Source organism: Terrimonas sp. (assembly GCF_003075435.1).
Lineage (GTDB): Bacteria > Bacteroidota > Bacteroidia > Chitinophagales > Chitinophagaceae > Agriterribacter.
The window spans coordinates 540,453-565,714 of the sequence record NZ_QCZJ01000001.1 but is presented as its reverse complement, the minus strand read 5'-3'; the positions used below and the strand labels follow the sequence as shown (position 1 = coordinate 565,714).

Here is a 25,262-nt window from a genome sequence, read left to right as displayed (position 1 = left end):
TTGATTGTATCTGAATAAAAAATGCGAAGTTTTGCTTCGCATTTTTTTATACTATTTGTAGTTAACTTATTTATTTGCCACATTAAAAAGTCCTATAAAAAAATAAGGCCAGCCCTAGAAAGAGCCAGCCGTTGCTAACCTATGAAAAACACCAAGTTAAAATTAGGTAAATTATTTTGTATTTAAAAAATCATTTGTCGATTTATCTTCTTTGTCTACCGGCTCCCCGTTCTTTCAGCCTGTTATTCATTTCCTTTTTTACAAGCATCTTAAATCTATCCTCAGCATCATAGAACTTTTGGGCCCTTTCATTACTTAAAACAGCAGCAAAATTCTTTTTGTATTTTTTTCTAATATCCAGAATTTTCTGTTCCCTGTCCAGTTGATCTTCACCGGAGCTTTCCACAACTGCAGTTCTCAATTCTTTCCGGTACTGATTAAAAACCGGCCAAAATTTTTCTGCTTCTTCAGGAGTAAGTTGGAGTTGCCTGGTTAGGTAAGCAATCTCAAGAGATTTTATTCTTTCCCCTTTTTCCGGCTCAGTAACCTGAGCCTGGGTTAGCAAGGTTGCAAATGTAATAAATCCAAAAAGTATAAAAATTTTTTTCACAGAAAAATATTTAAAAATTTAAAACTCCTGCAGCATGATGTTTTGAGGTTACAGCTCCTGCTCTTTTATTGTAAGTATTATAATTATAATGATACATCTTCACTCCTGGTATCTTCTGCATAACTGATCAGGTCTTCGTCTGGCAGCTCACGAAGTATATTGGTGAGTTTATTATCATCAATATCTATCATAGCAATAGCATCAATATTTGCTTCATCGCTATCTGTTGCCGTAAATGAATTTACCGGAGCGGAAGAAAGAAATCCTGCAAGCGCTTCATCCGGTATTCCGCTAAAGTCATTTGCAGAACGGTTTTTATCGTGTTGAACAGCGGTTTTATCTTTCTCCGCCGGATTTGCTGATCTGTTTAAAAAGAAGAATGTACTTAAACCAATAAACCCGGCTACCATTGCGGCGACAGCATATTTAATCCATTTTCTGCCTGCAGAGACTGATCGCACAGGCGCTATCGCAGTTCCATCTTTGCTCTCCTGCGGTGCAGGTATTGCCGGAGTGCTGAATTGTTCAAAATAATGTTCAGGAATTGTTAAAGATGATTTATTCCTTAAGGATGCTAACAGCGGTGATAATGCCTCTATTTCATCTTTTACCGGAACAGCAGTACTTTCATTTTGCAGCACCAGGCTTAAAACGTTTTCAGAAAATTCAGCAAAATAGCCTGCAGGCACTGAAAACGGATTGTTTTTCTTAATACCTGCTACTAATGTGCTTATTTCCTTTAATTCTGCTGCTATGTCAGGGGCTTGTTCCATCAACTGTTAAGACTAAGTTATAGCTAAATGGTTTAATGGTTTAAGATAAAATCTTCAATCTTTTTAACCGCATGATGATAGCTTGCTTTTAACGCTCCCTCCGAAGTATCCAGAACTTTACTCATTTCTTCGTAAGGCATTTCATCATAATATCGCAGGTTAAATACAAGTCTCTGTTTTTCAGGAAGTTGCTGGATAGCCATCTGGAGTTTCCATTCAGCTTTGGAGGCATCAAAATCTTTTTCGGCCTGTAATCTTGCCGCAACCGGGTTTTCTTCGTTATCAATTGATAATGAAGATTTCCTTTTTTGTTGCTCAAGATAAGTTAGTGATTCGTTTGTGGCAATCCTGTATAACCAGGTATATAATTGCGAATCTTCCCGGAAGTTTTCTAAGCCATTCCACACTTTGATGCATACATTTTGTAAAACATCGTTGGCATCTTCATGCTGAATAACCAGGCGGCGTATATGCCAGTAAAGCTTTTCCTGGTATTTTTTTATTATGGAAGTAAACGCTTTTTCTTTAGTAGCGGAATTACGGAATTCCTGCAACAAAAAAATGTCGTCCGGATGGTTATTACCCATGCATAAGTGATTTGCAAATGTTATTTCCGCTTTATTACTTTTTCAGCAGCGGCAACAATATCAGGGGTATCTAAACCATACTTTTTCAGCAGTTCCAGCGGTTTGCCACTTTCTCCAAATGTATCTTTGGTTCCAATATATTCAAACGGCACAGGAAAATGCTTTGCTGCAACCTGTGCAACAGCATCGCCTAATCCACCGATAATATTATGCTCCTCAACTGTTACGGCACATTTGGTTTTACGGATAGATTTAAGGATGGCTTCTTCATCCAGCGGCTTAATGGTATGTATATTGATTACCTCCACGCTTAATCCTTTCTCCTCCAGTATAATACCCGCTTCAATGGCTTTCCAGACCATGTGCCCGCATGCAAAAATGGATACATCTGTTCCTTCAGAGAATACCTGTGCTTTACCGATTTCAAATTTTTGATCTGCGGCGGTAAATATCGGCCAAACAGGTCTGCCAAAGCGCAGATAAACGGGGCCGTTAAGCTCAGCTATGGCAATGGTAGCCGCTTTTGTCTGGTTATAATCGCATGGCACGATAACCGTCATCCCGGGCAGCATTTTCATCATGCCGATATCTTCCAGTATCTGGTGTGTAGCACCATCTTCACCCAGTGTTAAGCCTGCATGAGAGGCGCATATCTTTACATTTTTACCAGAATAAGCTACAGACTGGCGGATCTGGTCGTATACACGGCCGGTTGAAAAGTTGGCAAAAGTAGTAGTGAACGGTATTTTGCCACCTATTGTTAAGCCGGCGGCAATGCCAATCATATTGGCTTCGGCAATACCACATTGTATGAACCTGTCCGGAAAATCTTTAATAAAAGCATTGAGTTTCATTGAACCGGCAAGATCGGCGGTAAGCGCCACCACATTCGGATTCTTTTTTCCTAATTCATAAATTCCATCACCAAAACCACTTCTTGTATCTTTTTGTCCGCTTACCTGTATTTCTTTCAGCATAAAAATTTCTTTAGTTGCGCAAAATATGGATTAATTCAACTGGATATTTTTTCCTGTAAATAATTTTTCGTCGTCTTTGAGCTTTTGTTCCCATTTCCAGGCTGTTCCCAGTATATCTTCCAGGCTGTATAAAGTTTGCCATCCTAAAATGGTCTTGGCTTTATCGTTATTGGCATAAATGGCAATAACATCTCCGGGACGATTGGCTCCAACAGTATAATTGAGTTTAACGCCGGTAACCCTTTCGAATGCCTTAATGGTTTCAAGCACCGTTATGCCTTCGCCTGTACCTAGGTTAAAAATTTCAGGGTTTGTTTTGTTTTTATTATTGATGAGAAATTCCAAAGCCAGCGTGTGAGCATGTGCAAGATCTGAAACATGTATAAAATCTCTTACACAGGATCCGTCCCTGGTTGGATATTTGTCGCCAAAAACTGTAATGCCGGGTATTTTACCAATAGCACTTTGAGTAATAACCGGTACAAGGTTTTGTGGCTTATCAATCGGCAACTCACCAATAAGCGCGGAAGGATGCGCGCCTGCCGGGTTAAAATACCTCAGCAAAATACATTTGGTATCCTTGTTCGCTTTGGTAAACTCGCCAATGATCTGTTCGCCCATTTGTTTGGTATAGCCATAGGGAGATTCCGCCGGTTTAGTTGGCGTTAGTTCTGTAACAGGAATGCTATCAGGATTGCCATATACCGTACAGGAAGAGGAGAAAACAAAATAAGGTATTTTGAAGGCTTCCACACATTTCAGCAGGTTGATCAAAGACAGGAGGTTATTTTCAAAATACATGAGCGGTTTCTCCACTGATTCCCCTACTGCCTTATATGCTGCAAAATGTATGATGCCTGCTATATCTTCATTTTCTTCAAATACAGCATTGGTATCATTAAAATCACACAGGTCAACTTTATAATTCTTGATTTTCTTCCCGGTGATCTTTTCAATGCCTTCTAATAAAAAGGTGGATGAACGGGAGTTGTCGTCAATTGATATAACATCAAAGCCATTTTCAATTAAATCAACAATAGTATGTGATCCAATATACCCGCATCCGCCTGTTACCAAAATTTTTTTCATATCCAATAAAAATTAACTCAAGATACTAAGTTCAGCAGATATTCACCGTAACCGCTTTTAATAAGCGGCTGGGCGATTTGTTGTAATTGTTCTTTGGTTATAAACCCTTTTCTGTAAGCTATTTCTTCAATGCAGGCAATCTTTATGCCCTGCCGCTGCTCAATAACCTGCACAAATAAAGAGGCTTGCATTAATGAATCGAATGTTCCTGTATCCAGCCATGCAGTGCCCCTGTCAAGTACAGATACTTTCAACTTTCCCTGCCTCAGGTACTCTCTGTTTACATCTGTAATCTCATATTCGCCTCTTGGTGATGGCTTTAAATTTTTAGCAATGTGTATCACATCGTTATCATAAAAATATATGCCGGGCACCGCATAATTGCTTTTGGGTTTAGCAGGTTTTTCTTCTATTGATAGCGCGTTCATGTTTTCATCAAATTCTACCACGCCATATCTTTCCGGGTCGCTTACCTGGTAGGCATATACTATGCCGCCATCAGGGTTGCTGTTACCACTGAGCTGGCGGCCAAGCCCTGCGCCATAAAAAATATTATCGCCCAATATCAACGCTATTTTCTCTTTACCGATAAATTTTTCGCCAATAACAAAAGCCTGGGCCAATCCGTTTGGTGTTGCTTGTTCTGCGTAAGAAAAATTCAAACCCAACTGGCTTCCGTCACCAAATAATTTTTTGAATTGCGGAAGATCATGTGGTGTTGAAATGATCAGGATATCGCGTATGCCTGCAAGCATCAGTGTAGATAAGGGATAATATATCATCGGCTTATCATACACAGGCATGATCTGTTTACTGATGGCATATGTAATGGGATACAGGCGTGTGCCGGATCCTCCCGCCAGAATAATTCCTTTCATTATTTACCCGCTTTTTTTATTATTGTTTATAATAATATAGCGGCGGCGAAGATACCCTGTTTTGCCTAATATGAAAACAGCTTATGATTAAAAAAAGAAATGGAAGATATAATATATCAATCCTGCCATTAATGCGCTGATGGGTATGGTTATTATCCATGCCCACAGTAAATTAACAGTAACGCCCCAGCGCACCGCAGATAATCTTTTGGTAGCACCCACACCCATAATAGAGCCTGCAATGGTATGTGTGGTACTTACAGGTATTTTAAGATGTTCTGTGAGGAACAGGGTAATGGCACCTGCTGTTTCTGCAGCCACACCTTCAAAGGGCGTAACTTTTGTTATACGGCTGCCCATTGTTTTTACAATTTTCCAGCCGCCGCTCAGCGTGCCCAGCGCAATAGCCGTATAGCACGAAATAGGAACCCAGGTAGGCATTTGCTCAAACTCCTGTATGTTGCCATGAGCAATCAGCGCAACGGTAATAATACCCATTACTTTCTGCGCATCATTGCCACCATGCCCAATGCTGAAAGCTGCAGAAGAAACCAGTTGTAAACGCTTAAACCATACCGTTGATTTGTGGGCATTCAGCCTGCTGAGGTAAAGGGTAAAAATACACATCACCGTCATGATGAATCCCATAAGAACCATCTTGAAGTTATGAGAATGAAAAATCACTTTAAGTATATAACTGTTATAATGAGAGGATAGTTTGGCAGGGTCGAACTCCATAGTTTTGTATAAAACAATTCCAACCGCAAACAGTATACATAAAGAAAACACTTTAGGCCATATACTTTTTCTGAAAGAGTTAATAAACCAGAGCGATATAATAAAAGCCATGATCATACCAATGAGTGGCGCAAGAAGTATGAAGGCTACGATCTGCAAAACCGGGGTTATATTAATCGATTCAAAACCGGCATGCGCTATGGCCGCACCTGCAAAACCACCAATGAGTGTATGCGAAGAAGATGAAGGAATACCAAACCACCAGGTAAGCAGGTTCCATATAATGGCTGCAGAAAGCCCGGCTAAAATTACCTGTAATGTTATATAACTTTCTTTAACGGTTTTGGCAATAGTGTTAGCTACACCATGATCTTTAAAAATAAAAAAGGCGATAAAGTTGAATAATGCGGCCCATAGCACAGCCTGGAAAGGCGTAAGCACTTTTGTAGATACGATGGTGGCTATGGAGTTAGCGGCATCATGAAATCCGTTAATATAATCGAAAATAAGCGCAAGAACTATGATGATTACTAACAGGGTCATACAAACAGGTTTGAAAATCTGATAATGATACGATTGTAATATGGTGATAATGTTATCAGGCTTTCAAACATTATGCGTATTTAACAATAATAGATTCAATTACATTGGCAGCATCTTCACATTTATCTGTAGCAATTTCAAGCACCTGGTATATTTCCCTTTTCTTTATTACTTCTTTGGCATCAGGCTCCATTTCAAATAAGCGTTCTATGCTCATGTCAAAAATATCATCAGCCTGGTTTTCTATACTATTGATTTTTACCAATGACTCCGTGATCTGGCGCAGATTTTTCATGTTGCGCAGTTCATGCACCGCGATATTTATATGTTCGGCGCCGGCAACAATCAGGTCTGCAAATTTTTGCATACCCTGTTCATTGGGATTAACCTTGTAGAATTTTATTTTTTTGGAAGAAGCATGGATGTAATCCGCGATATCATCCAGCGCGGACGCGAGGTAGTGAATATCCTCCCTGTCAAAAGGGGTAATAAAGTTCCTGCCTAATTCGGTAAAAATTTTATGGGTAAGATCGTCATTCACATGTTCCAGCTCTTCAATTTGCGAAGCAATGGCAGATCTTTTATCATGATCAGGTTCATGCATCAATTCCCTCAGCTTCCTGGCCATTTCTAATACTTTGGATGCTACCTCTTCAAATAACTGGTAAAAGATCCTGTCTTTAGGTAGAAAAAGCTTCATTATAGAATTAAGCATGAACAAAAAATTTGGACAAAAATAGTTTTATCATTTGCGGTCGGCCAAATATTTTTATACTTAATGATTTCTTAACATTGGAAATTTTTAAAATGCACATTTTCTACACCGGGGTAATGTTTGCATAATATTCCGGTAATCTACTATTAATATTCCGGTAACCATTCGGTAACAGTACCTGTATTCCTTTGCCGAAAATTCTGGTATGCAGATCAAGCTAAAAAGTTGTGCGGTATTCATGCTTTTATTTTCTTTCTCATTTGTTCAGGCTCAAACAGTTAAGTTGTCTGGTAAGGTAATAAATGAAAAAAACGAACCGGTTTCCGGCGTTACGGTAAAAGTAACCGGAGCTTCAGGAACAGTAACGGATATCGGGGGTATATATACATTATCTCTTAGCATTGGTAAGAAATATGAACTTGAATTTTCTGCAGTTGGCTATGAAAATAAAACTATTACGGATGTGGAGGTGAGCAGCGGGCAGGTTAATGAATTGAACGTAGTAATCAATGTAAAAGCAAAAGACCTGGAAGGCATTGTTGTAACAGCAAAGAAATCCAGTGCAAGAATGGAAACGGTTTCTTCTGCTATACAATTTCAAAAAAATACAAATACCGTTGCTTCTGTTATTTCAGCCGAAAGTATACGCAGAAGCCCGGACAGAAATACCGGAGAAGTATTGAAACGCATACCCGGAGTGAGCCTGCAGGAAAATAAATTTGTGGTAGTGAGAGGATTGGCAGACAGGTACAACCAGGCAATGCTGAATGGAATTTTACTTACCAGCACTGAGCCTGATCGTAAAGCGTTCTCTTTTGATATGTTCCCGGCGCAGATCGTTGATAATATCGTTATCAATAAAGCCTTTGTTCCGGAGTTTCCCGGCGAGTGGGCAGGCGGGTTGATACAGATCAATACCAAAGATGTGCCGGCGAAGAATTTTTTTAATGTGCAGGTGGGCACCGGCTTTAATTCCCAAACAGTAGGTAAAGATTTTTATAAAGTGCCCGGAGGCAAATTTGACTGGCTTGGTGTTGATGATGGTTATCGCAGTTTACCGGCAACGTATACCACTAAATCACAGTTTGATGAATTATCTGCCGCTGATAAAGCCGCTATTGGTAAATCCATGAAAAATTCCTGGACCGGTGTAAAAGGAAAAGCACCGCTTAATACTTCCTTCCAGGTAAACGGGGGAATGAATACTACATTATTTGGTAAAAAAACCGGTGGCGTAATAAGTGTAGTATATAATAAAATCAACCGTTACCAGAAATTACTGAACAGGGTGAATTCTATAGATCAGCAGAATGTTTCAATTGATTATAATTATAATGACGATAAATATTCGCAGGATGTAAGCTGGGGTGCTTTGGGCAGCCTGACCATGCAGCTTAATTCACTCAACAAAATTTCTGTTAAGTCTGTTTTAAATGTTAATACTACCAACTTCATCACTAACCGCTCAGGTATAAGCAATGTCCGTAATGATAATATTTATGGCGCTGAAATAAAATTCAGGCAGAATACTTTTTTTACTGTGCAGGCAATTGGTGAGCATAGTTTAGCTGCTCCGTTAAAATTAAAATGGTATGGTTCATTTAATATTTTGGATGCATATACTCCTGATCAGCGCCGGATATTATATACACAAACCATCGGCTCACAGGATCCCTATCTGCTTGCTATAGGAAACTCACTTTCGCAGGAAAGTGGCAGCAGGATATATCAAACACTCAATGATTATATATACACTGCGGGCGGCGATCTGAACTATAATTTCAATCTCTTTAATCAAAAGCAAACCGTTAAGGGCGGTTATATGCTGCAGGTAAAAGACCGTTTGTACGATGCAAAACCTTTTTCAGTGTATTTGCCTGTAGATAATGCAGCATTGCGCCAGTTGCCCGCTGACCAGGTTTTTGCACCTGGAAATTTTGGAGACGGTGCCGGCAACAGTAACAAATTCGCTTTTGATATTATTAAAGGAACCAATTTCCGTTATCTCGCTAATACAATTCTCAATGCAGGTTATATTCAGTTTGATAATCAATTTTCGCCGTTGCTGCGTGTAGTTTGGGGATTGCGTGTAGAAAATTATGATCAGTTGGTAGGCAGTACAAAAACAAGCGACCCGAGATATACATATTCAAAAGTAAATGACTTTTTGCCGGGCTTGAATGCAACACTGAAATTAAACAGTAAAACCAATCTTCGTTTGTCAGGTTCGCAAACCGTTATCAGGCCGGAGTTGAGAGAGCTGGCATTCTTAAACCTCTACGATTTTGAATTGAATGCTTCCATACAGGGCAATCCTGCATTAAAACGCACAAAGGTTTCTAATGCTGATATCAGGTATGAGTTTTATCCACGCGCCGGTGAAATATTTTCTATTGGAGTTTTTTATAAATACTTCGCTGATCCTATTGAGCAGATATTTAACGCCGGCAGCGGTGGCGCCAGTACTTTCAATTATCAAAACCCGGAGAAAGCAAAATCATACGGTGCAGAATTGGAAATACGCCAAAAGCTTGATTTCGTAAACGCGCTTAAAAACTTCACATTCCAGGCAAATGCGGCATACATATACAGCAGGGTAGAAGATAAAGGACTTAACCTGAAAAGATCTTTGCAGGGGCAATCTCCCTACACTGTTAACCTTGGTTTGATGTATGATTTGGAGAAATCAGGTATTACAGCAACTGTTTTATTTAACCAGATCGGAGAGCGCATATACCTTGTAGGAGATATATCTGCCGGCGCGGGCTCGCCTGATATATATGAAGCCGCAAGACCCATTCTTGACTTTCAGTTAGCAAAAAAGCTTATTAAGAATAAAGCGGAAATACGATTGAATATTTCAGACATCTTAAATCAAACACAGTACTTCTACCAGAATACTGATGATAAAACAAGCTTTCAGAAAGATAAAGACCCCATCCGTTTTTCACGCAAATGGGGAACAACCTTTAGTATAACATTCAATTACAGTTTATAAAACAATCACACAAAACAAACAAAAAATACATGAAACAATTTACACTATCGGCTGCAGTGGCGATAATATTGATGACAGCCAGTTGCCGTAAAATTGAAATGGATGGTAGCGGAAGTGGAAATGGTAACGGTAATGGCAATGGCAATGGCTCTACTGTTACGTTAACTGGACGTATTACTGAAAATATTACATTAAAGAAGGGCGATGAAAATATTTTGTCTGGTATTGTTTATATAGCCAATGGTGCTACATTAACGGTGGAAGCCGGCGCTACAGTTAAGGGGGATTATAAAGGAACAAACGTAGCAGCACTTGTAATTACGCGTGGATCTAAAATTGAAGCAAAGGGTACACAGGATGAGCCGATTGTGTTCACCAGCTCCTCACCTGACCCCCGTTCCGGGGATTGGGGCGGTATAGTAATTTGCGGAAAGGCAAGCATTAATACAGAGTTTACCGGCACCGGTGGCGGTAAAGGTATACTTGAGGTAGAAGGTGGAATTAATAACGCTAATGGCGACGGGCTTGCAGGTGGCGGTGCTACACCTGATGACGCTGACAACAGCGGAACATTACAGTATGTAAGAATTGAATATGCAGGCTATGCGTACCAGCCTGATAAAGAAGTAAACAGCCTTACCCTGGCAGCAGTAGGTAGCGGCACAACAATTGATCACGTGCAGGTTTCTTATGCAAAAGATGATGCGTTTGAGTGGTTCGGCGGTACGGTGAACTGCAAATATCTTATTGCATATAAAACACAGGATGACGATTTTGATACGGATAACGGTTATAGCGGCAGTGTACAATTTGGTTTGATCGTTAGAGATTCTCTGATTGCTGATATTTCAAAATCAGAATCATTTGAAAGTGATAACAATGCTGCCGGTTCTACTGTAACGCCACAAACCAGGGCTGTATTCTCTAATGTCACTTCTGTAGGGCCGTTGGCTACATTGAGCAATGTGGGCAACAGCAACTATCTTGCTGGCGCGCAGATCAGGAGAAATTCTTCTATATCTATTGTAAATTCAGTGTTTCTTGGCTGGCCTACTGGTATTCTTATTGATGCAAGTACAGGAAGGGCAACTGATAGAAATATATTTGATGATAACACATTAAGAATAGGAGGGGTGATTGTTGCCGGATGTAAAACTCCTGTCAGCTATACTAAAGGAAGTAATTCTGATGTTACGGGTAAAACCACAGATGATATTTATAACTGGTTTTTGGATGCTAAATATAAAAACAGGAAGTTGGATGTTGCCGACAATTTATATACCCGTCCGTTTGATTATTCAACACCTGATTTTATTCCTTTCGGTAATGCTTCTTCAATCCTGGTAGATCAAAAAGATAAAGACTCATATACTTATTTTGACGATCCGATTATTACTGCAAGAACGTTTATAACAAAGGTGAATTTCCTGGGAGCGATTGCACCTGCCGGCGAATATGCAGGCTGGCACAAAGGCTGGACAAAATTCGCGAATAACTGATCCTGTATGTAAATTTTAATAAATAAGCATCGTCAAAAAAGGCGATGCTTATTTATTCAGCGTTTTGATTCCTGCAACTCACTATCCTTTGTAGCTATGGCATTATTTTACCCTGCTGCATAACCAATGAAACTAACCTCTAAATGTTACCCTGATAAAAAGGCATTCCTGGTTGATATTTGTTAAATACCCAGCGCCTTATCTAACTGCTTTTCCATCTTTTTTAATGCTTCGGAAAAATCATTTTCCAGTACATTGGCTTTACCACTTTGCAACTGGGTGGCATACCACAGCAATACCATTGAAATATAATCCTGCATATCTTTTCCTGCAAACTCTGTCTTAAATTCAATGATTTTATCATTAATGATCTTCAGGGTTTTCCTTACCTGTCCTTCGTCATTGGGAGCTATCTTAATCCGATATGTTCTGTCTCCTATTGGTACGTTTATGGCAATGAGTTGATCCATATTTCGGTTATTGTATGACGTTATAAACAATTTGTCAACATAAAATTGAATATTTTACGTTTATCAAAAGTAGCTTTTTCATATTAGGTATAAATATCCGTACATGAAAACCTGATTGTATGCCCGCAAAACTAAGATCGCTGGTGTTTATCGACACCCTGGTTTTTGAACTGGGTGATGAACCTTCTGTATACCTGAAGGCCATACTTAAGGATGAGACCGGAAAAGTATGCAGCATGCTCGAAACCAAAATCTCTCCTGATCAAAAAACATTCTCCTGGAAGGGTTTGAATGATCTTCCTTATGGTGTATATATCCTGGAAATTTCCAATGATAAAGAAGCATTAAGAATGCGGCTCGTTAAAAGAATATGATTATTGGTGCTGTAACATTGCAATGCATTGATCTATCTCTTTTATATATGCGTTAAGCCTTTTCTCCAGCTCATTTTTGTTTTTTTCATCCGGCACCCCTGAAACCGCTGCTGCTATCTCAGCCTGCTGCTGCAACTGCTTTACCTTTTCCTGTGTATCTTTTTCCGTGCGTTCCTTTTGCTCAAGCTGCTGCTTAAGTTTTTCATTTTCTTTTTCAAGCTTGTCGTATAGCTTCATCAGCACCTGCAGCTTATCATTTACCCGGCTTATATGTGCTTCAATATTGCTCATATTGCATGCATATTATCGTTATTTCCTTATTTCAGCCGACAGATCCTGCTCAAATGTTTTCATGATCTTTTGCATCATGCCGTCAATCTCTGCATCTGTCAATGTTTTCTCCGTATCAATAAAGGTAAAGTTTATTGCAAATGATTTTTTGTCTTTCCCCAGTTTGTCGCTTTCAAATAAATCAAACAGCTTTAAGGATTGTAGTTTCTTAATGCCGGCTTTTGCAACAGATTGCTCCACTTTTTCATAAGAAAGATTTTTATCAATCACGATTGCCAAATCTCTTTGCACTGCCGGAAAACGTGGTATTTCTTTATAGCCTGATTTTTGTTTTGCAGCCAAACCGCATAATGCCTCCCATTCAATTTCACCATAATAAACCGGCTGTTTTATGTCAAACTTTTTGGTAACAGCATTTTCTACCAGACCTAATGATATTAATACTGTATTTCCCTGCTTTATTTCCAGTGCGTACTGCATTTGCCTGGCTTTAACTATAGTGATGGAGTATCTTTCAACGCCGGCGAGTTGCAAAATGCTTTCGGCTATGCCTTTCAGGTAGTAAATATCACTTTTTTCATCTTTGTGTTTCCAGGACGATTCCTGCGTTAAGCCGGTAATATATAAGCTCAGTTTTTCAGTTTCGCTATACCTGCCAACACCCGATGTGGAATATACTTTTCCAAATTCATACAGCCTGAGATTATTGTTCTTGCGGTTAAGGTTATGCAGTATGCACTCTAACCCTGTTTCCAGCATAGAAGGGCGCATAATATTCAGGTTAGCGCTGAGGCTGTTCAGCATTTTCACGCTTGTTTGCAGTACTTCCTCCGAAAAATACCCACTGTTGGTAATAGAGTTGGTAAAAATTTCATAGAAGCCATTACCGGAAAGATAGTTGGCTATCTTCTCTTTAAAAGCGTTTTGAAAACCCAGCGCTTCAACAGAAGGACTGATGAATATGCTTTGCGGAATCTCAACATTGTCGTATCCATCTATACGCATCACTTCTTCCACCACATCAGCAGGTAATTCAATATCAGGCTTGCTGTAAGGCGCGTCAACCACAATGGCTTCGGCTGTATTGCTTACTATTTTAAATCCTGATACGGTAAGAATATTTTCAACTGTGCCAGGATTATATACTTTTCCGCTTAATTTTTTCAGGTAAGCATACGTGAGCGTAATGCGTTTTTGAGGCTGGGGATCCGGATAAACATCAATAATATCTGATGCAATTACACCGCCGGATAGCTCCTTAATGAGCATGGCAGCCCGTTTCAATACGCTAACTGTATTGCTGATATCAACCCCCTTTTCAAAACGCGCCGCGGCATCGGTGCGCAAATTATGCCTGAAAGATGTTTTGCGTATTACAACAGGATTAAACCATGCGCTTTCAAGAAATATGTTTTTTGTGCTGGCTGTTACACCGCTATCCAATCCGCCAAATACACCGCCAAAGCACATAGGCGTTCCGTTTCCGTCACATATCATTAAATCTTCCCCATTCAGTTTTCGTTCTTTTTCATCCAGCGTAATAAATGTTGTTCCTGCCGGAAGGTTTTGCACGATCACTTTTCGCTCCTTAATCTTATCCGCGTCAAATGCATGTAAGGGCTGCCCTGTTTCATGCAAAATAAAATTCGTGATATCTACTATATTATTGATAGAACGTATACCTATAGATTTCAACCGCTGTTTCAGCCAATCCGGGCTTTCTTTAATAGTTACGTTTTCAATATACACCCCGCTGTAGCGTTGGCAGGCTTCGGTATTTTGTATAGTTATATCAAATGCAGGCGCGTTGGTATCTTTTTTAAAATCATCTTTATACGGGTATTGTACAAAATGATTTTGATGATCATGCACCGTTAAATAAGCGCAAACATCTTTGGCAACACCAAGATGGCTCATGGCATCCATGCGGTTGGGTGTTAACCCTATTTCATAAACCCAGTCTTTTTGCGGCTTTATATAATCGGCTACCGGGATGCCCTGTACCGCATCATCGTTCAGTATCATTATGCCCGCATGATTATCACTGATGCCTACTTCATCTTCAGCGCAGATCATGCCGAAGCTTTCCACGCCACGGATAGTGGCTACTTTCATGGTAACCGGGTTACCTTTAAGAGGGTAAATGGTTGTGCCAACAGGTGCAACTATCACTTTTTGTCCTGCTGCAACATTAGGCGCGCCGCATACAATCTGCAGCAGCTCACCTTTCCCGGTATCTACTTTTGTAACCCTCAGTTTATCCGCGTTAGGGTGTTTTTCTACTTCTGTAACATATCCTGTCACCAATCCTTCCAGGTTGCCTTTGATTTCTTCATAAGGTTCAAAGCTTTCTACCTCAAGCCCGAGAGAGGTTAATATAATGGAGAGCCTTTCTGGTTCAATTTTTACCGGTAAATACGTGGAAAGCCAATTATAGCTGATTGTCATAATATTTAATACTGTTTCATTTAGCGCTTAAATGAGCGCGGGCAAAGATAATTAAATTGATCAGAGCATATAAAATCGCTGAAATGCCATACTGTTATTTCTTGTTTGAAACCAAAAAATCAAGCGGCATTTATTACTAACAAAGGATGTGGATAGCAAAGAGAAACAGGCGTATTTTTCTGCCGGTCTGTGTATAAATAATTTTATACAGTGGATAATACCCAAAAATCTGTGAAAAAGCTGTAAATTATTGTTTACATCTATTAATAAAAAAATAGGCTAAGTAAATTTGGTTATCAAAAATCATTGAGCTTAAATTCGCCGTCCCAACAAAGTTTTGGTAACATTCCGGTAATGTTATTTTAATATTCCGGTAACAAAGCGCAGCGGGCAGTGAAATAATGGATTTGAGATTAACCTTGGGAACACAAGATTTAAAATAATTACTCTATATATAAATTTTTTTAATGGACCCCCTTACTAATCTGAACAAAGATCGGAAAGCCCGCAGAAAAAGTACCCTTGATCTCAGTACTATGGTATATGGCAAAGTGCCTCCACAGGCAAGAGATCTGGAAGAAGCGGTACTTGGTGCGATTATGCTTGAAAAAACAGCTTTTGACACGGTTGTTGAAATTTTAAAGCCAGAGTGTTTTTATGTAGACGCCCATCAGCGTATTTTCCGTGCTATGCAAAGCCTGGCACAAAAAAGTATGCCTATAGATCTTTTAACCGTAGTAGAGGAATTGAAGGTAAAAGAAGAACTGGAGCTGATTGGCGGCCCATACTATGTTACCAAACTTACCAGCGTTGTAGTTTCTGCGGCTAATATTGAAACGCATGCCCGTATTATTCTGCAAAAATTTATCCAGCGCGACCTTATCCGCATAAGCGGAGAGATCATCAGCGATGCGTATGAAGATTCTACAGATGTGTTTGATTTGCTTGATGAAGCGGAAAGCAAGCTTTTCGACATCACCAATAATCACCTGCGCAAAAACTTTGACAGTATTGATGCTGTATTGGTAAAAACCATTCAGCGCATTGAAGATATGCGCAACCGCCAGGAAGATATAACCGGTGCGCCAAGTGGCTTTCCTTCGCTCGACAGGGTTACTTATGGATGGCAGCCTACCGACCTGGTTATTCTTGCCGCCCGCCCTGCCGTGGGTAAAACAGCCTTTGCACTTAACCTTGCCCGTAATGCCGCATTGCATCCTACCAAGCCTACACCCATCGCCTTTTTTAGTCTTGAAATGAGCTCCGCCCAGCTTGTGCAACGTATATTAAGTGCCGAAAGCGAAATATGGCTCGAAAAAATTGCAAGAGGTAAGATGGAGCAGCATGAAATGGAACAGCTATACCGCAATGGTATACAGCGCCTGCAAAATGCCCCCATCTTTATTGACGATACGCCTGCCTTAAACATATTTGAATTAAGAGCGAAATGCCGTAGGCTAAAAAATAAGCATAATGTTGGATTGGTAATTATTGACTATCTCCAGCTGATGAGTGGCACTGGTGATAAACGCAGCTCAAACAGGGAGCAGGAGATCAGTACGATTTCAAGAAACCTGAAAGGGCTCGCTAAAGAATTAGGGATACCGATTATCGCATTAAGCCAGCTGAGCCGCGAAGTAGAGAAAAGAAAAGATGGCGATAAGATGCCCCAGTTAAGTGATTTGAGAGAATCCGGCGCTATTGAGCAGGATGCCGATATGGTGATGTTCCTCTACCGCCCGGAATACTATAATATCACCGCAAATGAAATGGGTGAAAGCAATAAAGGGGAAACCCATGTGAGAATTGCCAAGCATCGTAATGGTTCTCTGGAAACAATAAAGCTCCGCGCTTTGCTGCATATTCAAAAGTTCGTTGAGATGGAATCTGATGATTTTGGAGGAATAGCACAGCCGGGTAGTAATTGGAAACCCTTACCCGGTGATTCGGGAGACGATGCGGCAAGATTGTTTATACAGAAAGGGAGCAGGATGAATGATAGCAGATTTGATGAAGATGCTCCGTTTTAATATATTTTGAGGTTGCCACGGGATCTGGCATTGAGCCTTTCAGCGATGAAAGGCTTTTTTTAATTTTTATGCCGTATTAGTTAAAATTTGCAAATCTCTGACGTTATATAAATACTATTTTTGAATGTACGCCAGATGATGTGTTCAAAAACTAACTTAAATCTTTTGTTGCGGTTCATTGAACTGCTCTTACTGCCTGCACTGCTTTTTCTACATGCCTGCAATGAAAAAACAGTAATTAAGGATATTGATACTGATGATTTCCGGTTTAAAAAAATTCAGTCTTTTATAGACGACAGCGCACATTATTTTAAGGCGATAGATTCTGTTTATGATGATCTTCCGCCATTAAAACGGGCATACCAGATTTATAACAACAGGCGGGGGTATTTTTATACCTATAAAAGAGATCGTGAAAAAGCGCTGCTCTATGCTGATAGTTCGCTTTTGTTATTGAACGAGTATAAGAATACGCCGGAATATACACTATGGTATCCGCGGGCTTTATCGTTAAAGGCAGATGACCTGCATGCATTAAAAAGATACAGCGAAGCCTTTACTTACTATTATCTTGCAAGAGAAGCCATTTATAAATCAGGAAATGAGTGTTTATACGCAGATTACAGTGCAAAACTGGGAATGGTTTCTTACAGGCACAGGCAGTATAAGGAAGCTATTGAATACTTTAAACAGGCTGCTAAACAAAAAACAGCTTGTAAAGAGGACGATAATATAGATAACGATTATGTACTCTTTGCCAATCATCAAAGTAACCTTGATAACATAGGCTTATGCTACAGCCGGCTGGGAATACATGATTCCGCTATTTATTATTTTGACAGTACGTTAAGGTATATTGAACTTAACCGGTTTAAAGCTATTAAGTACGATAAAAACAATAAGAAAATAAATGATACCGATTTTGTGCAGAGTGCAATAGGTGTTGTATATGGAAACATGGCTACAGATTTAAGGGCTGTTGGAAATGATACTGCCACAGAGCGATTGCTGAGAGCAAGTATTGCTATCAATAGCGAACCACATCGTGCTACAGAAGATGTTCCTTATTCACAATCCAAACTGGCAGATCTGTATATCACACAGTTGCGTTTAAACGAGGCGCATGTTGTGCTTGATTCATTAAAACAACTGCTGGATATTATGCCCAACGCAGAATTGTTGCAGCGATGGTATAATCTTAAAGCAAAATATGCTTCTGCCGGAAAAGATTATTCAACGGCTAATAATTATCTCTCAAAATTTATCACTATAAAAGACTCTCTTAATGCCATTGAACGGGAAAGGCTGGCTATAGATATTAATCAGACATTTAGTTTCCTGAAGAGTCAGAATGAGCTATACTTTTTTAAGCAGGATGATGAGCGTAAAAGATTTTATATTTCCCTGCTTGGGTTAGCTGTTATTGCGGTTGTGGTTGTGTCTTTACTTATCTGGGGGAACTACAAGCAATCAAAAAAGCACGTAAAAACTTTGGGAGAATTAAATGAGCGTTTACATATAAAGCAAAATCACCTGGAGAAAACGCTCGTTGCATTGCAATCCAGTCATGATGATAACAGCAAGCTGATGAAGATAGTGGCGCATGACCTCCGCAACCCTATAGCAGGCATAGCAGGAGTGAGCGATTTTTTGCTCAAGGAAAACAGCTATGGTGACCTGGAACGGAAAATGCTCGAAATGATCCGGGAGTCGAGTTATCATTCTATCGAGCTTATCCAGGAGCTTTTGAATGTAAACAGTAATGTAAACGATTTAAAGAAAGAACCGATCGACCTGTATGTGCTGATCAACTATTGTATAGAAATGCTGCAGATAAAAGCAGATAAAAAATCGCAAACAATAAAGGCTGATATAGCTGCCGTAAAGGTGATTGGCGACAGGGAAAAGCTTTGGCGTGTTTTTACCAACCTGCTGGGCAACGCGGTTAAGTTCAGCCCGCAAAATGAGCATATTGAAATTAGCACTACCGTTAAAGATAAGCATGTCGTAATTGGTATTAAGGATAATGGCATTGGTATACCGGAAGGATTTAGGGAAAAGATTTTCAAAATGGATCCCGATATAAAACGCAAGGGAACATTGGGTGAATCGTCTTTTGGTTTTGGTTTGGCTATCTGTAAACAAATTATTGCAAATCATGGTGGAGATATATGGTTTGAAAGTATGGAAGATAAGGGCACTGTATTTTATGTTTCACTTCCGATTGCGGCGTAAAGCAGGCATTTTGTGTGCTGCCTGCAAAAAATCTGCAAGTCGCCAATTGACCCGATTGGATAAAAGTTTCTTTTATTTGCAGGCAATAACAATTATACATGCCGCTCCCTCTTTTTTTTGCAGAAAATATAGCTATAAATGCTCCGCGGGTTACGCTTGATGAGGGCAACTCCAAACATATTATACAGGTGCTGCGCATGAGGAAGGGTGATGCCCTGAGCCTTACAGACGGAAAGGGAAATGTTTTTATTGGTAATATATTTGATGAACATAAAAAAGCCTGTGTGGTAACTATACAGGAACATGCTTTTCAACCATCTTCTTCCCGTACATCAACCATTGCCATTTCACTGGTAAAAAACGCGGCGCGTTTTGAATGGTTTCTGGAGAAAGCTGTTGAAACCGGCATAAGTAATATAGTGCCATTATTATGTGAACGTACTGAAAAAGCGCATTTCCGCTATGACCGCATGCAGCAGATCATGATAAGCGCCATGCTGCAAAGCCGGCAGGCATGGCTGCCTGTACTTGCGGAACCGGTAAAATTTAAAGACTGGTTACCTGCGCACAACAATACTGTAAAATGCATAGCCCATTGTATTGACGAAGCAAAGCAATCTTTCCGGCAAATTACAGATAGCAATGATGATATAACCATCTGCATAGGACCCGAGGGCGATTTTACGGAACAGGAAATAACATTAGCCCTGCAGCATGCATTTAAGCCTGTGAGCCTGGGTAATACAAGGCTTCGTACAGAAACTGCCGGTATAGCTGCCGCGGTTTTACTGGCTATTAAGTAAATTGCCTTTATATTATGCCATCTCCCCAACGAATAATCGCTCATTTTGATCTTGATGCATTTTTTGTGTCGGTGGAATGTATTAACAACCCTTCATTAAAAGGAAAACCTTTGATTGTGGGTGGTAGTAAGGAGCGGGGAGTGGTGGCAGCCTGTAGTTACGAGGCAAGAAAATATGGTATACACTCAGCCATGCCTATGGCTAAAGCAATGAAGCTATGCCCTGATGCAGCGGTTGTAAAAGGTACAAGAGGTGAGTATAGCAAATATTCCCGATGGGTAACGGAAATCATAGCCGCGAAAGCGCCGCTGTTTGAAAAAGCCTCCATAGATGAATTTTATCTTGATCTTACGGGCATGCATAAGTATTTTAATCCCTGGCAATGGACAATTGACCTGCGGCAGGAGATCATTGATAAAACCGGGCTTCCTATTTCTTTTGCACTGGCTTCAAATAAACTTGTTGCTAAAATAGCCACTAATGAAGCAAAACCCAATGGCTATATGCAGGTGCCCGCCGGTATGGAAAAAGAATACCTGGCGCCCTTGTCTGCCGACAGAATGCCGGGTATAGGAACGCAAACCTACCAGCAGCTGCTGACCATGGGCATTAAAACCCTGGGTGATATCGGCAGCAGAACACCTGCTGAACTTGAACTTTGGCTGGGCAACTATGGCGTTGAGTTATGGAGCCGGGCACAGGGTATGCATAACAGTGAAGTAATTCCTTATCACGAAGCAAAATCAGTATCTACAGAAAACACATTCGATTCAAACAAAACAAGCGTGGAATTCCTGCTTTCGCAACTGGTGCGCATGACGGAAAAGATAGCTTTTGAGCTAAGGCAGGATAATAAAATGGCCGGCTGTATAGCCGTAAAGATCAGGTACCCTGATTTTGAGACTACTTCCAGGCAAACTAGTATTCCCTACACATTTTATGATGATGAGTTGATTCCGGTAGCCAAAGACCTGTTTGATAAGCTGTACCGTAAAGGGCAGCCTGTGCGGCTTATAGGAGTGAGGCTGAGTGAGTTAACCAATGAAGCCCTGCAGACGAACCTGTTTGAGAATACGGAGAAAAAGGCAGGCTTGTATAAAGCGATTGACGCGGTGAAAGACCGGTTTGGTAAGGGCGCAATAGTGAGGGGGAGAACAATTTAAATTTTTTTTATACAAATAGTCTACAAGGTTAGTAGGAAAACAATATATTTGCAATCCAATTTTTAACTTTTAAACAGAAGTATTATGAGTTTGCGTTTAGGTGATATAGCACCAAATTTTACCGCTGAAACCAGCGCTGGAAAAATTGATTTTTACGAATATCTTGGCGATGGCTGGGGTGTTCTTTTTTCTCATCCTGCTGATTATACGCCGGTATGTACTACCGAACTTGGCAAAACAGCATTATTACAGGAAGAATTTGCTAAACGCAATGTGAAAGTGCTTGCTGTAAGTGTTGATTCTCTCGACAGGCATACTGGTTGGATAAAAGATATTAATGAAACACAGAATACGGATGTAAAATTCCCTATCATAGCAGATCCTGAAAGGAAGGTAGCCACTGCATACGGTATGATCCATCCTAATGCATCTGAGAACTTTACTGTTCGTTCTTTATTTGTAATAGGGCCTGATAAAAAGGTAAAGCTCACCATTACTTACCCGGCATCTACAGGAAGAAATTTCTATGAAGTATTGCGTGTAATTGATTCATTGCAATTAACCGCTAATTACAGCGTAGCTACCCCTGCAGACTGGAAGCCAACAGAAGATGTTATAATAGTTCCTGCTGTATCAACAGAAGATGCTATCAAAAAGTTCCCTAAAGGTGTTAAGGTGGTAAAACCATACCTGCGTTATACACCTCAACCTAATTTGTAAGATCAGCGGAATCGTTGATTTTTCTTTATAAAAACCCCTTTGGTAGTAATACCTGAGGGGTTTTTGTTATTGAATGAAAAAAAATAAGTAAGCTTTGTACATATTCTAAATATTATTCCTAATTTTCTACATCAAAACATCTCTTCTACAAACACAATAAATTCCAACAATCATGGCTAAAGCAAAGAAAAAAAGTGCTCCTAAAAAGGCTGCTCCAAAAAAGAAGGCCGCGCCTAAAAAAGTAGCTAAGAAGGCAGCAAAAAAAGCAGCTAAGAAGGTGGTAAAAAAAGCTGTAAAAAAAGCAGTTCCTAAGAAAAAGGCGCCTGCAAAAAAAGTAGCTAAGAAGGCAGCAAAAAAAGCGGCTAAGAAGGTGGTAAAAAAAGTAGCAAAAAAAGTAGCTCCCAAAAAGAAAGCACTGGCAAAAAAGGCACCGACAAAAAAGGCTCCAGCTAAAAAAGTGCCAGCCAAAAAAGCACCGGCAAAAAAAGCAACAGTAAAAAAAGCCCCTGTTAAAAAAGCGGCACCTAAAAAGAAATCAACTCCACCAAAATCAGCTCCGCAGGAAGTGATTACACCTGATGTAATAGTGGTAGAAGAAATAATAGTTACAGAAGAGGCTGTTATTGAACCTCCAATCGTAGAAGATGATACCCCATCGACAGACGAAGGAGATAACAACAGTGGTTTGTTATTTAGCTAAACTGTTTTCAGATAATAATGTTTCTCAATAATGAAAGCGTAGCTATATAGTTACGCTTTTTATATACCCTTCTGCGAATGAGTTGATAGCCGGTGCAACTGTTATACCCGGGTAGAAAACAGGAGCAAAAGCATTGTGCTACCCTGCAAAATCATTCAGCATGTCAAAGGTGGGCACAAAAAAAAGTGTGCCTGTTTCAGGAGTGCTGAAATCTAATATCCGGTCATAATTGCCCTCCGGAACTCCTACAAACATGTTTGTAAGCATTTTTTTTACAGTGGTAAAGGAGCTTGCATAAGCTATAAAATAAGTTCCCATTTCATTAGTAGAGATATTTCCAAATGGCATATTGTCGCGAATGATTTTTAAATCATCTCCAACATTGGCAAGTGCAGAGTGAGCATTGGACGGTTTAATATCATCAGGCATTTCAATGTCATCAACCTTTGATCTGCCGATCACTTTTTCCTGTTCACTTACAGGTAAAGATTTCCAGGCGCTGATGTTGTGCATGTATTTTTGTACAAACAGGTAACTCGCACCTTTATAATCAGGGTCTTCATCACCAATTATTCCAAAATATTCCCTGTCAGTACCATGCGGATTTTCAGTACCATCAACAAATCCCAAAATGCTGCGGCTATCCCAGTATCTGAATCCATGTATTTCTACTATACTTTCTGCTGCCTTGTTTAATATATCCGAAATAGCGGATGCTGCATCAATACAAAAACTAGGCTCATCTGCCCGTATATGAAAATGGAGGTCGGCTTTTGTTGACACTGCGGTATGTTTGGACCCGGCAATAGGAACAAATTTTTCAAATTCTACAGGCAGGGGTTTCGGAAGATCAAGCATGTGCCAGGCCTCATAACCAATGCCCATAACCACACTTGCTTTGGAATTGGGAAAACGGGTGTTGGCGGAATTATTGATGTTGATAATTAATGCGCAAACTTTCTTAAAGACTTCTTTGATTTCAACCCCATCTTTAAAGTTCCAGGCAAGAAAGATAGTATTGTTGTTTGAATAATCCAATACATTTTGTGAATCGATACCCATACATTTTATTTGTTGCTGAAAGTATTAATTTACTTAAGATAGCCACTCATTTCTACCTTATATTGCTCCGCAATAGCTTTTGCTTCTTCGGCGAAATTTTCATCTTCGCCTGCAAATATCACTGCCCTTGAAGCATTCACCAGTATGCCGCAATCAGTATTCATCGCTTTTTCAGAAATTTCTCTTAAACTGCCCCCCTGGAAACCTACACCGGGTACAAGGAAAAAATGGTCAGGTAATATTCGCCTTACATTGATAAATTCATCTGCCTGCGTAGCACCAACAACAAACATAAGATTATCGGGGGTTCCCCATCTGGAAACGGTTTTTAAAACTTTCTCATATAATTTTTCGCCCGCTGTTTCCTGCAATTCAAAATCAGCCGCGCCTTTGTTGGAAGTAAGACCGAGTACGATCGTCCATTTATCCGTATATTCCAGGAAAGGACGTACACTATCTTCACCCATATATGGCGCTACGGTAATGGCATCAAAGTTCAGCGTTTCAAAAAATGCTTTTGCATATTGTGAAGAGGTATTGCCGATATCACCCCGCTTGGCGTCAGCAATTTTAAAATGCGTTGGAGGTATATAGTTAACGGTTTTTTCCATCGTTTCCCAGCCCCTTACACCAAGACTTTCATAAAAGGCTGTATTAATCTTATAGCTCACACAAAAATCTTTGGTGGCATCTATAATCTGCCTGTTGAATTCAAACACAGGGTCAGCAACCGATAAAAGATGTTTTGGTATTTTGGTGATATCACTGTCCAGCCCAACACATAAATAAGATCCCTTTCTTTTGATTTGCGCTATAAGTTCTTTTCTGGTCATGATTGTTTATGGTTTGTTGTTTGATGTTTGTGGTTTATAGTTTATGGTTTAGTGTGTAAGGTGTAGGGTTTGTTTAAACTGCGTGCACAAACCACAAACCCAAAACTACAAACCCCTCTTCTCCATTTCTTCCGCTATCCTGGTTGCCCCGGGTTCATTACTTTCTTTAAGCTGGTGAATAATATTTTTATAAGATGTTTCTTCCCTGTTCTGGCTCAGCTTAAAGGTATTTTGTAATTCAGTTACTTCAATCTCAAATCCTATAATAGCTTTTATTTGTTTCGCTATATATTCTTCCGGCATTTTTTCATACAATGCCGTAGAATGAGGATTGTTTTCATACTGTGTTGTTGTACGTTGCAATATATTGCGAAGGCTGTCTTCATCTAAAAAACTGATTTTTCCTTTTGCCTGTACACTCATATAATTCCATGTAGACGCTACCTGCGGGTTAGTATACCAGCTGGCACTAACATAAGTATGCGCCCCGGTAAACAGCACCAGCACATTGGGATTTTGTTCCAATGCGAGGTGATGATCGGTTTTGCGTTGTATATGCCCTATCAGTATAAGGCTGCCATTCCTTTCCTCAATTAAAAAAGGAACCTGTGTTGCAACAGGCTGGTTATCCGCACCGCAAGCGCACAACACAGCAAATGAATTTTGCCTGATAAAATCCATTACTACCGCGGTATCATTTTCCCGGAAATAGTTGGGACTATACAT

At 39.9% G+C, this 25,262-nt stretch carries 23 protein-coding genes; 8 read left to right on the top strand and 15 right to left on the bottom strand.

Features of this window, described 5'->3' with window-relative positions; translation table 11 throughout:
* Positions 1-202: 202 nt before the first annotated feature.
* The 8 genes from DC498_RS02330 to DC498_RS02295 form a co-directional block, all read right to left on the bottom strand.
* A complete protein-coding gene (locus tag DC498_RS02330; RefSeq protein ID WP_116872486.1) occupies positions 203-610 on the bottom strand; it encodes a hypothetical protein in 408 nt (135 codons plus the stop codon).
* Between the two features lie 83 nt (positions 611-693).
* Complete coding sequence (locus tag DC498_RS02325; RefSeq protein WP_116872485.1) at positions 694-1,383, bottom strand: hypothetical protein; 690 nt, start codon at positions 1,381-1,383, stop codon at positions 694-696.
* A gap of 32 nt (positions 1,384-1,415) precedes the next feature.
* Positions 1,416-1,970 carry an RNA polymerase sigma factor gene (locus DC498_RS02320; protein ID WP_116872484.1) on the bottom strand — a complete coding sequence of 185 codons (555 nt, stop codon included), beginning with the start codon at positions 1,968-1,970 and terminating at the stop codon, positions 1,416-1,418.
* A 20-nt stretch (positions 1,971-1,990) separates the two neighbouring features.
* The gene (locus DC498_RS02315) at positions 1,991-2,947 is read right to left on the bottom strand and encodes a transketolase family protein (RefSeq protein WP_206197504.1); all 957 of its coding nucleotides are present in this window, start codon (positions 2,945-2,947) and stop codon (positions 1,991-1,993) included.
* Between the two features lie 30 nt (positions 2,948-2,977).
* A complete protein-coding gene (galE, locus tag DC498_RS02310) occupies positions 2,978-4,036 on the bottom strand; it encodes a UDP-glucose 4-epimerase GalE (RefSeq protein ID WP_116872483.1) in 1,059 nt (352 codons plus the stop codon).
* 17 nt (positions 4,037-4,053) lie between these two features.
* Positions 4,054-4,914, bottom strand: coding sequence for a glucose-1-phosphate thymidylyltransferase RfbA (gene rfbA / locus DC498_RS02305; protein ID WP_116872482.1), 861 nt, complete (start codon positions 4,912-4,914; stop codon positions 4,054-4,056).
* Between the two features lie 87 nt (positions 4,915-5,001).
* Entirely contained in the window at positions 5,002-6,195 is a 1,194-nt protein-coding gene (locus DC498_RS02300; protein WP_116872481.1) for an inorganic phosphate transporter, read from the bottom strand.
* Between the two features lie 70 nt (positions 6,196-6,265).
* Positions 6,266-6,910: a DUF47 domain-containing protein gene (locus DC498_RS02295; RefSeq protein WP_240627821.1), complete on the bottom strand. Its 645-nt coding sequence runs from the start codon at positions 6,908-6,910 to the stop codon at positions 6,266-6,268.
* Between the two features lie 238 nt (positions 6,911-7,148).
* Here DC498_RS02295 and DC498_RS02290 point away from each other — a divergent pair, with 238 nt between their 5' ends.
* Positions 7,149-9,908, top strand: coding sequence for a TonB-dependent receptor (locus DC498_RS02290; protein WP_165813722.1), 2,760 nt, complete (start codon positions 7,149-7,151; stop codon positions 9,906-9,908).
* 29 nt (positions 9,909-9,937) lie between these two features.
* Entirely contained in the window at positions 9,938-11,407 is a 1,470-nt protein-coding gene (locus tag DC498_RS02285) for a hypothetical protein (protein WP_116872478.1), read from the top strand.
* A gap of 182 nt (positions 11,408-11,589) precedes the next feature.
* On the opposite strand, the gene DC498_RS02280 is transcribed toward DC498_RS02285, so the two are convergent.
* Positions 11,590-11,877, bottom strand: a complete 288-nt coding sequence (locus tag DC498_RS02280) for a cell division protein ZapA (protein ID WP_116872477.1) — start codon at positions 11,875-11,877, stop codon at positions 11,590-11,592.
* Positions 11,878-11,996: 119 nt separating this feature from the next.
* Here DC498_RS02280 and DC498_RS02275 point away from each other — a divergent pair, with 119 nt between their 5' ends.
* Positions 11,997-12,251 (top strand): hypothetical protein, encoded by a 255-nt coding sequence (locus tag DC498_RS02275; RefSeq protein WP_116872476.1) that lies wholly within the window; start codon positions 11,997-11,999, stop codon positions 12,249-12,251.
* On the opposite strand, the gene DC498_RS02270 is transcribed toward DC498_RS02275, so the two are convergent.
* Both DC498_RS02270 and pheT read right to left on the bottom strand, forming a co-directional pair.
* Entirely contained in the window at positions 12,252-12,542 is a 291-nt protein-coding gene (locus tag DC498_RS02270) for a hypothetical protein (RefSeq protein WP_116872475.1), read from the bottom strand.
* 18 nt (positions 12,543-12,560) lie between these two features.
* Entirely contained in the window at positions 12,561-14,990 is a 2,430-nt protein-coding gene (pheT, locus tag DC498_RS02265) for a phenylalanine--tRNA ligase subunit beta (protein WP_116872474.1), read from the bottom strand.
* Positions 14,991-15,457: 467 nt separating this feature from the next.
* Here pheT and dnaB point away from each other — a divergent pair, with 467 nt between their 5' ends.
* The 5 genes from dnaB (at position 15,458) to DC498_RS02240 (ending at position 21,941) form a co-directional block, all read left to right on the top strand.
* Positions 15,458-17,020, top strand: a complete 1,563-nt coding sequence (gene dnaB, locus DC498_RS02260) for a replicative DNA helicase (RefSeq protein WP_116872473.1) — start codon at positions 15,458-15,460, stop codon at positions 17,018-17,020.
* A 165-nt stretch (positions 17,021-17,185) separates the two neighbouring features.
* Complete coding sequence (locus DC498_RS02255) at positions 17,186-19,255, top strand: tetratricopeptide repeat-containing sensor histidine kinase (protein ID WP_165813721.1); 2,070 nt, start codon at positions 17,186-17,188, stop codon at positions 19,253-19,255.
* A 98-nt stretch (positions 19,256-19,353) separates the two neighbouring features.
* Positions 19,354-20,058 carry an RsmE family RNA methyltransferase gene (locus DC498_RS02250; RefSeq protein ID WP_116872471.1) on the top strand — a complete coding sequence of 235 codons (705 nt, stop codon included), beginning with the start codon at positions 19,354-19,356 and terminating at the stop codon, positions 20,056-20,058.
* A gap of 14 nt (positions 20,059-20,072) precedes the next feature.
* The gene (dinB, locus tag DC498_RS02245; RefSeq protein WP_116872470.1) at positions 20,073-21,221 is read left to right on the top strand and encodes a DNA polymerase IV; all 1,149 of its coding nucleotides are present in this window, start codon (positions 20,073-20,075) and stop codon (positions 21,219-21,221) included.
* A gap of 84 nt (positions 21,222-21,305) precedes the next feature.
* Positions 21,306-21,941 carry a peroxiredoxin gene (locus tag DC498_RS02240; protein ID WP_116872469.1) on the top strand — a complete coding sequence of 212 codons (636 nt, stop codon included), beginning with the start codon at positions 21,306-21,308 and terminating at the stop codon, positions 21,939-21,941.
* 126 nt (positions 21,942-22,067) lie between these two features.
* Here the strand turns inward: DC498_RS02240 and DC498_RS26055 are convergent, their stop codons facing one another.
* The 4 genes from DC498_RS26055 to DC498_RS02220 all read right to left on the bottom strand — a co-directional run bounded on the left by DC498_RS26055 (position 22,068) and on the right by DC498_RS02220 (position 25,262).
* A complete protein-coding gene (locus tag DC498_RS26055; protein WP_165813720.1) occupies positions 22,068-22,619 on the bottom strand; it encodes a hypothetical protein in 552 nt (183 codons plus the stop codon).
* Positions 22,620-22,779: 160 nt separating this feature from the next.
* On the bottom strand, positions 22,780-23,703 hold the full coding sequence (locus tag DC498_RS02230; protein ID WP_116872468.1) for a Dyp-type peroxidase: 924 nt from the start codon (positions 23,701-23,703) through the stop codon (positions 22,780-22,782).
* A 29-nt stretch (positions 23,704-23,732) separates the two neighbouring features.
* Complete coding sequence (gene pyrF, locus DC498_RS02225) at positions 23,733-24,536, bottom strand: orotidine-5'-phosphate decarboxylase (protein ID WP_116872467.1); 804 nt, start codon at positions 24,534-24,536, stop codon at positions 23,733-23,735.
* Between the two features lie 105 nt (positions 24,537-24,641).
* On the bottom strand, positions 24,642-25,262 hold the full coding sequence (locus DC498_RS02220; protein ID WP_116872466.1) for an FMN-binding negative transcriptional regulator: 621 nt from the start codon (positions 25,260-25,262) through the stop codon (positions 24,642-24,644).

Excerpts from the sequence above, each read along its gene's own strand:
- DC498_RS02240 (WP_116872469.1), top strand. The coding sequence starts at position 21,306 with ATGAGTTTGCGTTTAGGTGATATAGCACCAAATTTTACCGCTGAAACC.
- pyrF (WP_116872467.1), bottom strand. The coding sequence starts at position 24,536 with ATGACCAGAAAAGAACTTATAGCGCAAATCAAAAGAAAGGGATCTTAT.
- dnaB (WP_116872473.1), top strand. The coding sequence starts at position 15,458 with ATGGACCCCCTTACTAATCTGAACAAAGATCGGAAAGCCCGCAGAAAA.
- DC498_RS02250 (WP_116872471.1), top strand. The coding sequence starts at position 19,354 with ATGCCGCTCCCTCTTTTTTTTGCAGAAAATATAGCTATAAATGCTCCG.
- DC498_RS02275 (WP_116872476.1), top strand. The coding sequence starts at position 11,997 with ATGCCCGCAAAACTAAGATCGCTGGTGTTTATCGACACCCTGGTTTTT.
- DC498_RS02290 (WP_165813722.1), top strand. The coding sequence starts at position 7,149 with ATGCTTTTATTTTCTTTCTCATTTGTTCAGGCTCAAACAGTTAAGTTG.
- dinB (WP_116872470.1), top strand. The coding sequence starts at position 20,073 with ATGCCATCTCCCCAACGAATAATCGCTCATTTTGATCTTGATGCATTT.
- DC498_RS02320 (WP_116872484.1), bottom strand. The coding sequence starts at position 1,970 with ATGGGTAATAACCATCCGGACGACATTTTTTTGTTGCAGGAATTCCGT.
- DC498_RS02315 (WP_206197504.1), bottom strand. The coding sequence starts at position 2,947 with ATGCTGAAAGAAATACAGGTAAGCGGACAAAAAGATACAAGAAGTGGT.
- DC498_RS02285 (WP_116872478.1), top strand. The coding sequence starts at position 9,938 with ATGAAACAATTTACACTATCGGCTGCAGTGGCGATAATATTGATGACA.
- DC498_RS02295 (WP_240627821.1), bottom strand. The coding sequence starts at position 6,910 with ATGCTTAATTCTATAATGAAGCTTTTTCTACCTAAAGACAGGATCTTT.
- DC498_RS02300 (WP_116872481.1), bottom strand. The coding sequence starts at position 6,195 with ATGACCCTGTTAGTAATCATCATAGTTCTTGCGCTTATTTTCGATTAT.
- DC498_RS02230 (WP_116872468.1), bottom strand. The coding sequence starts at position 23,703 with ATGGGTATCGATTCACAAAATGTATTGGATTATTCAAACAACAATACT.
- DC498_RS02220 (WP_116872466.1), bottom strand. The coding sequence starts at position 25,262 with ATGTATAGTCCCAACTATTTCCGGGAAAATGATACCGCGGTAGTAATG.
- DC498_RS02280 (WP_116872477.1), bottom strand. The coding sequence starts at position 11,877 with ATGGATCAACTCATTGCCATAAACGTACCAATAGGAGACAGAACATAT.
- DC498_RS02270 (WP_116872475.1), bottom strand. The coding sequence starts at position 12,542 with ATGAGCAATATTGAAGCACATATAAGCCGGGTAAATGATAAGCTGCAG.
- DC498_RS02325 (WP_116872485.1), bottom strand. The coding sequence starts at position 1,383 with ATGGAACAAGCCCCTGACATAGCAGCAGAATTAAAGGAAATAAGCACA.
- galE (WP_116872483.1), bottom strand. The coding sequence starts at position 4,036 with ATGAAAAAAATTTTGGTAACAGGCGGATGCGGGTATATTGGATCACAT.
- pheT (WP_116872474.1), bottom strand. The coding sequence starts at position 14,990 with ATGACAATCAGCTATAATTGGCTTTCCACGTATTTACCGGTAAAAATT.
- rfbA (WP_116872482.1), bottom strand. The coding sequence starts at position 4,914 with ATGAAAGGAATTATTCTGGCGGGAGGATCCGGCACACGCCTGTATCCC.